Source organism: uncultured Campylobacter sp. (assembly GCF_937997595.1).
Taxonomy (GTDB): domain Bacteria; phylum Campylobacterota; class Campylobacteria; order Campylobacterales; family Campylobacteraceae; genus Campylobacter_B.
In genome coordinates, this window is the sequence record NZ_CALKTS010000111.1 from 1 (window position 1) to 12,912 (window position 12,912).

The 12,912-nt window shown below is 48.3% G+C and carries 15 protein-coding genes and 1 pseudogene; 4 read left to right on the plus strand and 12 right to left on the minus strand.

Annotated features, from left to right (window positions below; all coding sequences use genetic code 11):
* The 4 genes from Q0614_RS03890 to gap form a co-directional block, all read right to left on the minus strand.
* The coding region (locus Q0614_RS03890) for an SDR family oxidoreductase (protein WP_298786676.1) at positions 1 to 659 on the minus strand (659 nt) is incomplete at its 3' end.
* 365 nt (positions 660 to 1,024) lie between these two features.
* Positions 1,025 to 1,729 (minus strand): triose-phosphate isomerase, encoded by a 705-nt coding sequence (locus tag Q0614_RS03895; RefSeq protein WP_298786677.1) that lies wholly within the window; start codon positions 1,727 to 1,729, stop codon positions 1,025 to 1,027.
* Complete coding sequence (locus Q0614_RS03900; RefSeq protein WP_177386771.1) at positions 1,726 to 2,937, minus strand: phosphoglycerate kinase; 1,212 nt, start codon at positions 2,935 to 2,937, stop codon at positions 1,726 to 1,728. Before Q0614_RS03900 ends, Q0614_RS03895 begins: the two co-directional genes overlap by 4 nt.
* 1 nt (position 2,938) lies before the next feature.
* Positions 2,939 to 3,943: a type I glyceraldehyde-3-phosphate dehydrogenase gene (gap, locus tag Q0614_RS03905; protein WP_298786679.1), complete on the minus strand. Its 1,005-nt coding sequence runs from the start codon at positions 3,941 to 3,943 to the stop codon at positions 2,939 to 2,941.
* A 137-nt stretch (positions 3,944 to 4,080) separates the two neighbouring features.
* Between gap and Q0614_RS03910 the strand changes: the two genes are divergently transcribed.
* Complete coding sequence (locus tag Q0614_RS03910) at positions 4,081 to 4,458, plus strand: hypothetical protein (protein ID WP_297905289.1); 378 nt, start codon at positions 4,081 to 4,083, stop codon at positions 4,456 to 4,458.
* Positions 4,459 to 4,837: 379 nt separating this feature from the next.
* Complete coding sequence (locus Q0614_RS03915; protein ID WP_298786681.1) at positions 4,838 to 5,281, plus strand: hypothetical protein; 444 nt, start codon at positions 4,838 to 4,840, stop codon at positions 5,279 to 5,281.
* Positions 5,282 to 5,382: 101 nt separating this feature from the next.
* Here Q0614_RS03915 and Q0614_RS03920 read toward each other — a convergent pair whose 3' ends face one another.
* The 6 genes from Q0614_RS03920 to Q0614_RS03945 form a co-directional block, all read right to left on the minus strand.
* Complete coding sequence (locus Q0614_RS03920; RefSeq protein WP_298786683.1) at positions 5,383 to 5,664, minus strand: barstar family protein; 282 nt, start codon at positions 5,662 to 5,664, stop codon at positions 5,383 to 5,385.
* Complete coding sequence (locus Q0614_RS03925) at positions 5,661 to 6,404, minus strand: ribonuclease domain-containing protein (protein WP_298786685.1); 744 nt, start codon at positions 6,402 to 6,404, stop codon at positions 5,661 to 5,663. Before Q0614_RS03925 ends, Q0614_RS03920 begins: the two co-directional genes overlap by 4 nt.
* A 2-nt stretch (positions 6,405 to 6,406) precedes the next feature.
* The gene (locus Q0614_RS03930; RefSeq protein WP_297914856.1) at positions 6,407 to 6,970 is read right to left on the minus strand and encodes a DedA family protein; all 564 of its coding nucleotides are present in this window, start codon (positions 6,968 to 6,970) and stop codon (positions 6,407 to 6,409) included.
* Between the two features lie 480 nt (positions 6,971 to 7,450).
* A complete protein-coding gene (locus Q0614_RS03935; RefSeq protein WP_298054064.1) occupies positions 7,451 to 8,032 on the minus strand; it encodes a lipid-binding SYLF domain-containing protein in 582 nt (193 codons plus the stop codon).
* Between the two features lie 10 nt (positions 8,033 to 8,042).
* Positions 8,043 to 9,596 carry a ribonuclease Y gene (rny, locus tag Q0614_RS03940; protein WP_040304494.1) on the minus strand — a complete coding sequence of 518 codons (1,554 nt, stop codon included), beginning with the start codon at positions 9,594 to 9,596 and terminating at the stop codon, positions 8,043 to 8,045.
* Entirely contained in the window at positions 9,529 to 10,146 is a 618-nt protein-coding gene (locus Q0614_RS03945) for a 5-formyltetrahydrofolate cyclo-ligase (protein WP_298786687.1), read from the minus strand. The genes rny and Q0614_RS03945 overlap by 68 nt, the downstream gene beginning before the upstream one ends.
* An 80-nt stretch (positions 10,147 to 10,226) precedes the next feature.
* Between Q0614_RS03945 and Q0614_RS03950 the strand changes: the two genes are divergently transcribed.
* Both Q0614_RS03950 and ftsY read left to right on the plus strand, forming a co-directional pair.
* Complete coding sequence (locus Q0614_RS03950; protein ID WP_298786689.1) at positions 10,227 to 10,808, plus strand: TlpA disulfide reductase family protein; 582 nt, start codon at positions 10,227 to 10,229, stop codon at positions 10,806 to 10,808.
* Positions 10,808 to 11,671, plus strand: coding sequence for a signal recognition particle-docking protein FtsY (gene ftsY / locus Q0614_RS03955; protein ID WP_298786691.1), 864 nt, complete (start codon positions 10,808 to 10,810; stop codon positions 11,669 to 11,671). Before Q0614_RS03950 ends, ftsY begins: the two co-directional genes overlap by 1 nt.
* 230 nt (positions 11,672 to 11,901) lie before the next feature.
* Here ftsY and Q0614_RS03960 read toward each other — a convergent pair whose 3' ends face one another.
* Positions 11,902 to 12,342: a hypothetical protein gene (locus Q0614_RS03960; RefSeq protein WP_298786693.1), complete on the minus strand. Its 441-nt coding sequence runs from the start codon at positions 12,340 to 12,342 to the stop codon at positions 11,902 to 11,904.
* A gap of 36 nt (positions 12,343 to 12,378) precedes the next feature.
* Positions 12,379 to 12,912 (minus strand): annotated as a pseudogene (locus tag Q0614_RS03965) (hypothetical protein); the annotation flags it as partial.

Consider the following 12,912-nt stretch of genomic DNA (forward strand, 5'->3'; position numbering starts at 1 on the left):
GTCGTGACGTTGCGTTTTAGCGGGCTATTTACCTCGTTGTAGCGTAAAATCATCCTAAAGTCGCCTATGCCGCTTGCAGCAAGCGTTTTGATCGGGCCCGCAGAGATCGCATTTACGCGGATACCGCGCGCGCCAAGATCGTGAGCCAGATAGCGCACCGAGCTTTCAAGAGCTGCTTTTGCGACGCCCATTACGTTGTAGTGAGGCACGAATTTCGGCCCGCCAAGATAGGTGAGCGTGAGCACCGAGCCGCCCTCTTTTAGCACCGGAAGCACCGCGCGCGTGAGGCTTAGCAGCGAATACACGCTCGTGCCCATCGCGATATCAAAGGCCTCCTTGGTCGTGTTTACAAACTCGCCCTCTAGCGCCTCTTTGGGCGCGTAGGCCACTGCGTGCACGACGAAATCTATCTCGCCAAGATCCGCTTTAATGCGATCCGCAAGGCCGTCTAAATGGGCTTGGTTGTTTACGTCAAGCTCGTAAACGAATTTGCTCCCGAACTCCTCCGCGATCGGCTCCACGCGTTTTTTTAGCGCGTCGTTTAGGTAGGTAAACGCCATCTGCGCACCCTGCGCGTGACAAGCTTCGGCAATGCCGTAAGCGATGGATTTGGCGTTAGCGACGCCGACGATGAGACCCTTTTTCCCTTTTAAAATCATTATTTCTCCTTTAAAATTTGCTTGGCTTTTGAGTGCTTTTTGGCGATTTTGTTAAAATTTTGCTTGGCAGACCATCCGTCTAGCCTACGCAAAATTTTAACTGCAAAGCCCCAAAAATCATCTCAAAATCCTTCGCAATTAGACTTAAAAATTGCAATTCAAATTTGAACCCAAATTTGATAGCGGCAGTATCGCAAAGCTAGACTAGGCGACTTAAAATTTTGCAACTTAAATTTGAAGTCAATCGCCGTCAAAACGCAAATCGACAAGCGGAAATATCGCTAGGCAGATTTAAGTGTTTTGAAGTAAATTTCGTCCCAAGACTAGGCATGTAGCCTGTCGCAGGGCGAAATTTACGAAATCATTTAAAGACGGCAGCGAGATGACGCACTAATAAGTTCCAAAAAGCTAGAGGCGTCCCAGCTTGCTGTGCCCACTAACACCCCGTCGCAACCTCTTATCGCGCAAATTTTTGCGATATTTTCCGCATTTACACTGCCGCCGTAAAGTAGCGGCGCGGGGCTTTTAGCACGCAAGAAATTTAGCATTCTTTCGATCTGCTCGCACTGCGCGCTTCTGCCCGTGCCGATCGCCCAGACGGGCTCGTAGGCTAGTACTAAGCTCGGATATTTTAGATCGATACCCTCAAGCTGCGCCGCTACGAAATCCTCGCTGCGATCTTGCGCAAATGCCGCCTCATCCTCGCCGACGCAAAAAACGATGCGCCAGCCCTGCGCTGCGGCAAAACTGAATTTCTCTCTTATCAGCTCCGCGCTCTCGCCCAAAATGGCGCGCCGCTCGCTGTGACCGATAAGAACGGTTTTGACGTCAAATTCTGCCAGCATATCGCCACCGATCTCGCCTGTAAAGCTGCCGTGCACGGCAGGATAGAAATTTTGCGCGCCTTGAGTAAAATTTTTCACCCCTGCGCAAAATGCGCTAGCAGGAGGAAAAACCAAAATTTCATCCTCGCGCGAAATTCCGCCCGCCAAGCCTTCATCTAAAGCTTTAGCGTACCGCTCAAAGCTAGCGCGAGTATGGTTACATTTAAGATTCGCCGCTAGTATCATCGCAGCTCCGTTTTAGCAGTAAGCACTCGCACGCCCGGCAGTTCCTTGCCTTCGATGAGTTCTAAGCTCGCACCGCCTCCGGTAGAAATAAAAGTCATATCATCAGCGTTGCCCGCGCGTTCGACGACATCTGCAGTATCGCCGCCGCCCACTACGGTCGTGGCGTCGCTATCTGCGATCGCGTGCGATATATGTAGGCTGCCGCGAGCGAATTTATCGATCTCAAAAACTCCCATCGGTCCGTTCCACCAGATCGTTTGTGCATCGTCTAGGGCTTCTTTAAAAAGCGCTACGGTCGCAGGTCCGATATCTAGCCCCATCCAATCGCTTGGAATTTCTTGGACGGTAACCTTTTTTGTAACGGCATCTTGCGAGCATTGCGGAGCTGCGACGGCATCGACAGGGATATAAATTTTAACCCCAAGCTCGCGAGCATTGCGGAGAATATTTTTTGCTTCCTCGATTAGATCCTCTTCGAGCAAAGATTTGCCGATGTCATATCCGACGGCTTTTAAAAACGTAAACGCCATGCCGCCTCCGATGATGAGCTTATCGACTTTAGGAAGTAAATTTTTAAGCGCCTGAAGCTTGCCGCTTACTTTGCTGCCACCCGTTACGGCTACGAAAGGACGCGCAGGATCTTTAATAAGGTCTTTGGCGAATTTTATCTCTTTTAGTAGCAAAAATCCCGCCGCCTTATGCGCCTCATCGTAGAATTTCGTAATCGCCTCTACCGAAGCATGCGCGCGGTGGCATACGCCAAAAGCGTCGTTGATATAAAATTCCGCGTAGCTTGCGAGCCTCTTAGCTAGCGCCTCGTCGTTTTTGCTCTCGCCCTTTTCAAAGCGCAGATTATCCAGCAGCAGCACTTCGCCCTTTTTAAGCGAATTTACCGCAGCTCCTGCCTCCTCGCCCGCGACGTCAGAGACAAATTTTATCTCGCGCTCCAAAAGCCTAGATAGCCTCTTTACCACAGGCTTTAGGCTAAGTCTTTCTTCGTATCCGTTTTTCGGGCGCCCTAAGTGACTGGCTAAAATTACTGCACAGCCCTCGTCTAAGCAATATTTAATCGTAGGGATAGACGAACGGATGCGACGATCGTCCGTAATATTGCAAAACTCATCCATCGGCACGTTAAAATCGCACCTGATAAAAACGCGCGCGCCGTCTTTAAATTTCAAATCTTTAATCGAAAGAATTTCGCCCATCTTATTTCCTTCTTTTTGCCGCATATAAGGCTAAATCGATGAGGCGCTCACTATATCCCCACTCGTTGTCATACCAGCTCATCACTTTTATCAGATTGCCGTCAATTACCTGCGTGCAGTCGCTAGCTACGATGCTGGAGTATTCTGAGGTACAAAAATCGCTGCTGACACGGCTATCGTCGTCTACGAGCAAAATTCCTTTCATCTCTTTAGAGGCATAGCGGCGGAAAATTTCATTTAGCTCCTCGGCACTCGTCTGCTTGCGCGTTAGCACCGTTAGATCAACCATCGAAACGTTAGCCACCGGCACGCGCACAGATTGCCCGTGCATCCTACCGCTTAGCTGCGGAAGTACCTTGCTAATCGCTTTTGCCGCGCCCGTCGTAGTCGGAGCGATATTAAGAGCCGCGGCGCGTGAACGGCGAAAGTCCTTGGCTTTTACATCGACTAGACTCTGTCCATGCGTATAAGCATGAATTGTCGTCATCAGACCCTTTTCGATGCCAAGCTCATCGTCTAAAATTTTTGCAATCGGAGCCAGGCCGTTAGTGGTGCAGCTAGCGTTTGAGATGACGCGCTGTCCTGCATAAGCGCCCTCATTAACGCCGATTACGAAAGTAGGCGTATCATCCTTGGCAGGCGCGCTCATTACGACTACGCCGATACCGTTATCTATGAACGGCTTGCATTTTTCGCTCGTTAAAAACGCACCAGTACATTCAAGCACAGCTTCTGCACCATCGCCTGCAAAATCAAGCTCCGCAGGCTCTCTGGTGGAATAGACGCGGATCTTTTTGCCGTCTACGGCTATGCATTCGTCGCTTAGAATTTCTACTTTTTTACGAAATTCGCCGTGAACCGTGTCGTATTGAAGCAGGTATCTCGTAAGCTCGCGCTTAGCGGTATCGTTGATCGCCACAAGCTCCACATCGTCCCTGCTTAGCGCAATTCTAGCCGCGCACCTACCGATCCTTCCAAAGCCGTTAATTGCGATTTTTACTGCCATAAGGTTCTCCTTATTTGGGATGTTTTCAGCTAGAATTTTACTAAATTTGGGTTAATCTTTGATTAAATAAAAAGTCGCGAAATCTAGGATTTACTTTTTGGCTATATAATTCGCGAACTTTTTTTAAAGGAGAAAAAATGAGACGAATTGTATTCTCGTCATTAGCGGCAATCGCGATTTTAAGCGGATGCAACCAACCTAAGGCCGATACGGCTCCGCAGCAAAAGCAAGAGTCCGTAGCGCATACGATCGTATTTCTGCTAGGAGAGACCGGAGATAAGCGCATCAGCCTTAGCTCGAACGATATGTTCGCAACAGGCGTGTTAACCGATGAAAAGGGTAAAAAGCATAATCTTAAACGCGCGGCTTCCGCAAGCGGCATAATGCTTACGAACGACGAAGGTATCGAGCTTCTTTTCAAACGCGGAGAGGGAGTGTATACACCGGGAAAAGGCAAGAAGGATATTCCGGTAACCTACACCGAGCACGAGCACAAAAGCGGCGAAATGATGTAGCCGCGGCGGGGTTAAATTTAAGCGCCCTGAAAAGCGAATTAAATTTAACTCCTCATTTCTAAATTTCGACTTCTTTATCCATAGCAAAATTTAACCCTTGTTTCGATCTCTTTGATCTGTGATGAAATTTAACCTTTTATTTTCGCTTCTTTCATCTACACAAATTGAGCTTTTTTGCGAATTTAAGTTTGTGCTCACCGAAAGCAAGCTCCGCGAGTTCAAAATCATTAAATTTTACGAAATATCCATTTGATCTGCGCTTTATCGGCGAATTTTTGATTTTCAACCAAATTTCACTTCAAATTCGCTAAACTGCGACGAAATTTTAGCAGGCCGGTGCAAATACGGCGCAAAATAGATCATTTAGCGAGATTGCCGCATGGATAGCATTAAATTTTACCTAAACGATTACGAAATTGAGGGTGAAAGCTTTACCGAAGTCGTCGTTGCGATAAACGGCGAGCCTCTGCTCGAGCTAATTAGGCGGCGCGAGCAAAGCTTTGCCGCAAAGGACGGGCAGGCTAGCATCGCGGGAAGCTATGCTTATTTGAGCTTGATCGATTTTGAGGAGCTATTTTTGCGCGCCGCGCTTGAGGCTGATCTGGCGCAAGATGAGCGAGATGCCGTGATACTGGGCTGTCCGTGCGGGATCTGGAGCTGCTGGTATCTCGCGCTTAGGGTTAAATTTGAAACGGAGACGGTTAAGCTTTACGAGTTTAAAAACCCGCGCCGCAAAGATTGGCGGTATGGGCTTGAGTTTAAATTTGACCGCGTGAGCTTTGTGAGCGAAATTTCTAAAATCGCCTCTTTTAATAAGCTCTAAAATTCAGTAAATTTTAACGGCACGCTCGAAACTGCGCCGAAACAAACTTACCTTTTCCTCGGCAAAATTTAGCTTTAAAGCGGAATAGCTGCCGCGCAAGCTCATAAGATTAAAATTTTCGCCTTGCCGCTTCGCAAAACCTCGAGCAAAATATCATAAAATTTACCCAGTCTTAGCTTTAAAATTCCGCCCCTTTTGATGATCACGAAGACCCGCTCGCCCCGCTCGCCCAGCGCGTCGTAGAGCGCGTCTAAATTTGCGACGTATTCTGGCTCGAAATTTAGCGCTGCGGCAAATAGCGCGAAAATTTGATCTTTGCGCCTAATCTTTGCGCCGTCGATGATGATCTTTGCGGCGCTGCGCGTTTTAAAATTTAAGCTCATTGCACGCGCTCGAAGCTTTCGTAATGATCAGCGGTGTAAAAAATCAGCCCGTCGTTTGAAAATATCAGCCGCTTTGCGCCGCGCGGGCCGCCGCGATACTCGATGTCGCATTCGCGCCAAATCCGCCCCTTTTTATCAGGCAGCCTGCGCTCGAAATTGCCGAAGCGGTCACCGCCGATGCTCTTGCCGCGCGCATATCGCCACAGATCACCGCCCTGCCAGCCAAGATCGCCCGCCTGCTTTTTCGTGATAAAATTTTGCGGCAAAGCGCCCGTACGGCGGATATGAGCGCTCACACACTCCCTGCTTATGCAGGGCTCGTCTGAGGGCTGATTTTTAGAATTTACGGCGGGATTTTGCGAGTGCGAAGCTTCATAATCTGCGCTGCGTCGCCTGTGAGCGTCCGCCTCATCTTTGGGATTTGCCGCGGCGGGCTCGTTTACTTGCGGATGAGATTTTAAATCTCCTAGGTCTGCTCCGCGCCCTGCTCCGCCGTCTGCACTTCTTGCGTCGCTCTCATCTTTTGCGCCGTCGCTGCTTTCTGGATTTTCGGGGCTTGAAATTTTACGATCGGTGCTGCTTTTGATATCTTGCGCGCCGCTTTTACGAGAAGCGATATCCAGGGTTTTTGAGGTAAAAACCCGTTCATCTTTAGCCGCGGAACCGCGCGAATTGGAGATAAAATTTAGCGCCAAAAGAAGTGCTGCGAAAATTGCTAGCGGGATCAGCTTTTTTGCCACCGCTAGCCTCTTTTGCGGGTCGCGAAGCGAAAATAAAGCACGATCGCCGCTACTATCGCGCCTAGAGCCAGCGGAGCGATCCACGGCGCGTCCTTGATATGCACATAGAGCTCGCGCACGAAATCACCCGCGTAGTAGCTCAGTAGCCCCACCACAAGCGCCCAAATGAGCGAGCTTACGGCGTTGATGACGCTAAATTTTAAAAACGAATATTTTGTGATGCCGATCGCGATCGGTACGAGGGTTTTGAGGCCGTAGATGAATTTTTTGATTAAAATTATGCGGTCGCCGTATTTGCGAAACAAAATTTGCGCCAGAGCGAGGTTGCGGCGCTGTTTGCGCAGATAGGGCATGATCTCTTTTTTATTGTAGCGGCTTACTAAAAACAGCCCAGAATCGCCTATAAAGTTCGATATGCAGGCGATTACGATGCATAAGACGATATTGAGCTCGCCGGCCGAGCTTAGCACGCCCGCTGCCGCAAGCGCCAAAAATCCTCCGCCCAGCGAATACAAAAACAGTATCAGATACCCCCACGTATGGAGGTTTTCAAACATCGACTCCATCGAATCCTTTCATTAGATCGTATAAAATTCTATAAATTTTGACTAAAGCAGCTTTAAAATTCGGCGCGAAAGCTTCACTCTAACGCCCCACGACGCCACTTGATTTTGCTGCGACATTAAATTTAAAATTCTGCGCGGCTGTCACGAAATATAAAATTTTGCCGCAAAATATTAAGCAAAATTCTAAAATAAAATTTCTAGACATCAAGCAAAATCACCGCAAAATTTAGCGGTAAAATTTTGCGACTATAAATTTAATGACAAAATTTCGATTTCTTTAGAATTCAAAGTAACTTGCGAATTACGAAGGATTTACGCGATATCCTCAAATGCCTCCCACTCCGCGGATTACAATAAAATTACGCACCTAAGTCTATTATTCTGCAGAAATCACGCGAGCAAAATTCCAAGCTGCTAATAAAACGCCCATAAAGCAAAATTTTTCGCTAAGCTATGCGCCTTAGCATTTCTAGCTAAATTTTACTCATCTGCGCCAATTACTCGCATCAAAAGCGCATAGCCCTCAGTATTTGGATCAAAAGCGCGGTCATTTTTGGTCTCCAGCACCGAACCACCCAGGCTCACTCCCGCAAACAGCCCGCCTTTATTCGTAAAGACGTACATATCTTGATTTAGCACGTCTAAAGAGCCAGAATCGGCGCTGTAGTTACCTGCTACCGCCGTAGCGTCGCCCGAGAGCGTGATTTGGGAATTTCGCATTTTTTGGATTACATCGTCATGCATTACGAAAATGACTAGATAATTATCCTCATAGCCGATCTGAAGTCCTACGCTGGCGCTGCTGATCTCTGCGCCGCTTACGCTGCGCGCGCCGTCATTATTGTAGATGATGATCCCCTCGCCGTACATCCCGCCTATGATGAAGCCCAGCTTTTTGACGCTCGGAAAGATCACTATCGCGCGGGCTTGCTGCGCTAGATATTTGTACTGCGAGTTTGTGCGCATTACCGACGAATAGGCGCTGGCGCTATTAATGATGAGCTCATCATCGGCAAATGCCGCGTTAAAAAGCAAAAATAAAGCGATTATAAATTTTTTCATTTCACACTCCTTATTTGGCTATCTCGACCGCGCGTAGCTCGCGTATGACGTTGACCTTGATCTCGCCTGGGAATTGAACCTTATCTTGTATCTCCGAAGCGATCTCTTTAGCGACCAAAACCGCCTCGTCGTCGTTCATAAGCTTAGCATTTGCAATGACGCGGATCTCGCGGCCTGCGTTGATCGCATAGGCCTGCTTGACGCCCGTTTTACTCATCGCGATCGCTTCGATGTCGCTAACGCGCTTTAGATAGCTTTCTAGCACCTCTCGTCTGGCGCCCGGGCGCGCGGCACTTAGCGCGTCTGCGGCACAGACTGCAGCGCTTTCTACGCTGGTGGCTTCCTCGTGGCCGTGGTGGGCGTAGATAGCGTTTATCACTACCGGATGCTCTTTGTAGCGACGGCAAACTTCGGCGCCTAGATCCACGTGCGAGCCCTCGTACTCGTGAGTTAGCGCCTTGCCGATGTCGTGAAGTAGGCCCGCCCGCTTGGCTAGCTTTTGATCTCCGCCCGTTTCTGCGGCGATGATGCCTGCAAGATGCGCGACCTCAAGGCTGTGCGCAAGGGCGTTTTGACCGTAGCTGGCGCGAAATTTAAGCTTGCCGATGAGTTTTAAAATTTCGGGGTGAATTTTACTAAGACCTAGATCCATTACGATATTTTCGCCCTCTTCGGCGATGCTAGCTTCAAATTCGTCGCTTACTTTTTTGTAGATATCCTCGATACGCGCAGGTTGAATTCTGCCGTCCTCGATAAGAGTTTCGATGACGCGAACGGCGATAGCGCGGCGGTAGAGATTGTGCGAGCTTACGATGATCGCATTCGGGGTATCGTCGATGATGACGTCCACGCCTAAAGTCATCTCAAGCGCCTTTATATTGCGCCCTTCTTTGCCGATGATACGGCCTTTGAGCTCGTCATTTTTGATATTTACGACGTTGATAAGTCGCTCTGCCGCAAACTCGCCCGCAAAGCGCGACGTAGCCTGCGCCAAAATATAATTCGCCTTTTTTCGCGCCTCTTTTTTGGCTTCCTCTTCATACTTTCGTACTATGTGAGCAATGTCGGTGCGGCTTTGCTCCTCGACCTTCTTAAGCACCTGCGCGCGCGCCTCGTCCTGCGTAAAGCCCGCCACGCGCTCCAAAACCTTAAGCGCTTCGGCTAGCTTCTCTTCATAGCTTTTCTTTAAATTTGAGCCCTCTTCATAGAGGAATTTCGCCTCTTTTTTGGCACTTTCGAGCTCTTTCTTGCTGTCTTTTAAAATTTCTTGCTCTGTTAGAAGCGCGTGCTCCTTTTTGCCGAGCTCGTCAAATTTAACGTTAAATTCTTTCTGCAGTTTGCTTGCTTTATCTTCGTATTTTTTCTTAGCTTCAAACTCCGCTTCCTGCACCGAAATTTTAGAATTTCGCAAGATGCCCTCGGCTTCAAATTCTATAGCTTTGGCTTTAGCTTTAGCTTGTTCTACGAAAAAATCGTAATTGGCGTTATTGATTTTTCTAGCTACTAAGTATCCTATGCCAGCGCCCACCGCAAGAGCGCACAAGGCGATTAAAATCTCTATCATACTTTCCTCTTTTTAGGTAATTTTGGCTCGGAGTTATGTAAAAATCGCCCTTTACGTCGTGATCAAGCGATAAAATTTCGCTGCAAAAGCAGTCTTTTATACTCACGAACGCGATTGCGGGCTTAAACTTAAGACCTGAAAAAAACATATCGTAAAATCCTTTCCCATGTCCTATTCTAGCCATTGCGCCATCCACTCCGATAGCTGGAACCACGGCTAGATCGACCTTTTTAAAATACCCGTTTTGCGGAAGCGTCTGCCGCAGCCCAAAGCGTGAAATTTTAAAAGGCTGGCGCAATCTTACCATTTTTAAGCTAATATCCACCATAAACGGAACGTAAAATTCGCAGCTTTTTGATAGCTTTTTTCTTAAAATCAAAACGTTCGGCTCGTAGCTCATCGGCAAAAATATTAAAATTTTACGCGCTTTTAAAAATTTTATCAGCCGTTCCAGCCGCCATAAAAGTGCGTAATGCTCGCATCTAGCCGCTCGCGCGGTGTGAGATTTTAGACGCGATTTGCAAATTGCTCTAAATTCATTCTTTTGCATGGCTTAAGCCTTTTATAAAATTTTAACGCTTATTTTAGCTATTTTTTGTATAATTTTGCGATTAAATTTTAAGGTTTATTATGAAATTTCGTTTTTTTCTAGCGCTTTTTACGGCTGTTTTGTTTCTTGCGGGTTGCGGCGATGATGAGGATAAAAAATCAAGCGATACCCCGACCGAGACCAACGCCACGCAGCCGCAGTCCGAAACCGAAGCCGTAATCCAGGTCGATTATACCGCTCCTTTTACACTTCAGCTAAGTAACGGCAAAATTTTAAATATGCAAAAGACAAAGCAGGGCTTTCGAATCGATAATAACTCCACCGTGACGCTATTTGCGTTTTTTACGCCGTGGTGCGACGCCTGCGCCGTGCAAGTAAGCGCGCTAAACGCCGCCAAACAAGCCTACTCCGGCAAGCTTGACATAATCGGCGTGATGATCGGTGATGCAAATTTAGACGATGCAAAAAATTACGCAAGCGCACACGAAGTAAATTACGCGATCGCTTACGGCGAAGGGACGGACTTTTTTACAAAGGCGCTAGGCGGCATAAACGAAGTGCCGTATATGGCGATATACGACGAAAAGGGCGAGTTTAGCGCGCAATATTTCGGGCTGATGCCGGAAGAAATTTTAATGACCGAATTGGAGAAAATTTTCTGATGTTCGAATTTTTTAAAAAAGGGCTTAGCAAGACCATAGACGCGATGCGAGGCGCGAAAAGCGAAGATAAAATTTCAAAAGAAATCCTAGAAGAGATGCTGCTTGAAGCCGACGTAGGCTACGAGCTTGTAGAGGAAATTTTAGAAAAACTGCCCGCAAAAAAGCTAGTCGCAAAAGATGATCTCAAGGGCATTTTGAAGAACTATTTCGATTATGAGATCGCTAAAGCTGCAGATGAGAAGCCCTTCGTAGAGCTCATCATCGGCGTAAACGGCGCGGGCAAGACCACGACGACCGCAAAGCTTGCAAATTTATATAAAAATAGCGGTCAGAGCGTGATTTTAGGCGCATGCGACACCTTTCGCGCGGGCGCAGTCGAGCAGCTGCGCAAATGGGCGCAAATTCTAAATCTACCGATCGTAGCTACCGCGCAAGGGCACGATCCCGCAGCCGTGGCGTTTGACACCGTAAGCTCGGCAAGTGCCAAAAACATCGATCGCGTCCTGATCGACACCGCCGGACGCCTGCAAAATCAGAAAAATTTAGCCGCGGAGTTAGAGAAGATCGTGCGCATCTGCGACCGCGCAAAAAGCGGCGCACCGCACCGCAAGATCATCGTGCTCGACGCCACTCAGGGCAATCACAGCGTCGCGCAAGCTAGGGCGTTCAACGAGATCGTGAAGCTCGACGGCATCATCATCACGAAGCTCGACGGCACGCCCAAAGGCGGCGCACTTTTCGCCATAGCGCGCGAACTGCGGCTGCCGATACTTTTCGTCGGCGTGGGCGAGCGGATGGAGGATTTGGCGGAATTTAACTCGGATGAGTTCGTAGAAACGCTTGTGGAGGGAATTTACGCTTAGGCTCTGCGTAAATTTACATATTCTCGCCGAACAAGCTTAAATTTTACGCGCCGAAATGCTCGGCAAATTTTGCCGCTTTATTATCTTAGAATAAATTTTGCTTAAAATTTTACGATTTTCGTTTAGAATTTTGCAAAATTTTAGCTCACGCACCGCATAAAAACGCGCTCGCCCACGTCCATTCGCACCAAAATACGCAAAATCTCGCCGCCATCAGCAAAGCAGCGCGCTTATAAGAATTCCTCAATGATCTCAAGCTGTTTAAATTTTACGGTTATCCTCTGTCCGCTCGCAAAGATAAAATCATACTCGCAAACGCCTTCCCGCTTTAGTGAAAATTGATGAACTATCAGATCGTTGTTTTTAAAGCTCTTATCGTCCGTTTTAAAGCGGACGGCTAGGACGTTTTTGAAAACAAATTTAAAATTTCTATCTCGGTAGGACGATAAAAATTTCATCGTCAGTCTATCTTCGTTTTTTAAAATGCCAAATTTAAATTCAGTCAAAACGGCGTCGTGAAGGGTTTCTTTCGTACCGAACAGATACCTTTTCGGATCCGAAATGAACTGCCTGATAGGCTTTGCTATTTCGTTTTCATTCTCGCGAAGCGACCTAAAATAATCGTCAAAATACCAAATACCGCCCCTTCTTTTTATTTTCGCCGTGATCATCCGTCCGTCCATTTGCGCGTTTTTCTTAAATTTTACTCACGTGCACTGCATAAAAAACGCGCTCACCCGCGTCCGCTCGCACCAAAACACATATAAAATCCCGCCGCTGCCGAAATATACCTCGCCGCCTTGCTCGCAGCTTGGAAGCTCGCTGTCAAGCTGCATCAAAAACTCCATCTTTTCGCCGCATATCGGGCACGTCGGCACTGAGGCGCCCTGTATCCACGAAGGCTCGTCGCCGATGCGCGCGAGGTTTTGCCTGCTGTTTGACATCCCCCAGTCCTGAGCCGCCCAGCGCGCGGGCGTGGGCGCCAGCGCGACCTCGCACTCCATTATCGGTTCGTCAAAGGCGTATTCAACCTGCGTCCTTTCGCCGATACATCGCGGCACACCCTGCGCGTCGTGCTCGTAAAAGACTATCTCGCCTTCGTTTATCTCTCTGACGTGCGCGGCGAGGATTAGACGCGGCAGCGATCGCACGGGCAAGTCGCGCGGCAGTGGGTCAAGCGTGATGAGATGAAATAGCGGATTTTGCGCATCGCCGTCCGGCTCGCCCAAGACCCCGCCGAG

Bases quoted from the DNA above. Each gene is read 5' to 3' on its own strand.
- Q0614_RS03930 (WP_297914856.1), bottom strand. From the start codon at position 6,970: ATGGAGTCGATGTTTGAAAACCTCCATACGTGGGGGTATCTGATACTG.
- Q0614_RS03895 (WP_298786677.1), bottom strand. From the start codon at position 1,729: ATGATACTAGCGGCGAATCTTAAATGTAACCATACTCGCGCTAGCTTT.
- gap (WP_298786679.1), bottom strand. From the start codon at position 3,943: ATGGCAGTAAAAATCGCAATTAACGGCTTTGGAAGGATCGGTAGGTGC.
- Q0614_RS03935 (WP_298054064.1), bottom strand. From the start codon at position 8,032: ATGAAAAAATTTATAATCGCTTTATTTTTGCTTTTTAACGCGGCATTT.
- ftsY (WP_298786691.1), top strand. From the start codon at position 10,808: ATGTTCGAATTTTTTAAAAAAGGGCTTAGCAAGACCATAGACGCGATG.
- Q0614_RS03945 (WP_298786687.1), bottom strand. From the start codon at position 10,146: ATGCAAAAGAATGAATTTAGAGCAATTTGCAAATCGCGTCTAAAATCT.
- Q0614_RS03900 (WP_177386771.1), bottom strand. From the start codon at position 2,937: ATGGGCGAAATTCTTTCGATTAAAGATTTGAAATTTAAAGACGGCGCG.
- Q0614_RS03910 (WP_297905289.1), top strand. From the start codon at position 4,081: ATGAGACGAATTGTATTCTCGTCATTAGCGGCAATCGCGATTTTAAGC.
- Q0614_RS03960 (WP_298786693.1), bottom strand. From the start codon at position 12,342: ATGATCACGGCGAAAATAAAAAGAAGGGGCGGTATTTGGTATTTTGAC.
- Q0614_RS03920 (WP_298786683.1), bottom strand. From the start codon at position 5,664: ATGAGCTTAAATTTTAAAACGCGCAGCGCCGCAAAGATCATCATCGAC.
- rny (WP_040304494.1), bottom strand. From the start codon at position 9,596: ATGATAGAGATTTTAATCGCCTTGTGCGCTCTTGCGGTGGGCGCTGGC.
- Q0614_RS03950 (WP_298786689.1), top strand. From the start codon at position 10,227: ATGAAATTTCGTTTTTTTCTAGCGCTTTTTACGGCTGTTTTGTTTCTT.
- Q0614_RS03915 (WP_298786681.1), top strand. From the start codon at position 4,838: ATGGATAGCATTAAATTTTACCTAAACGATTACGAAATTGAGGGTGAA.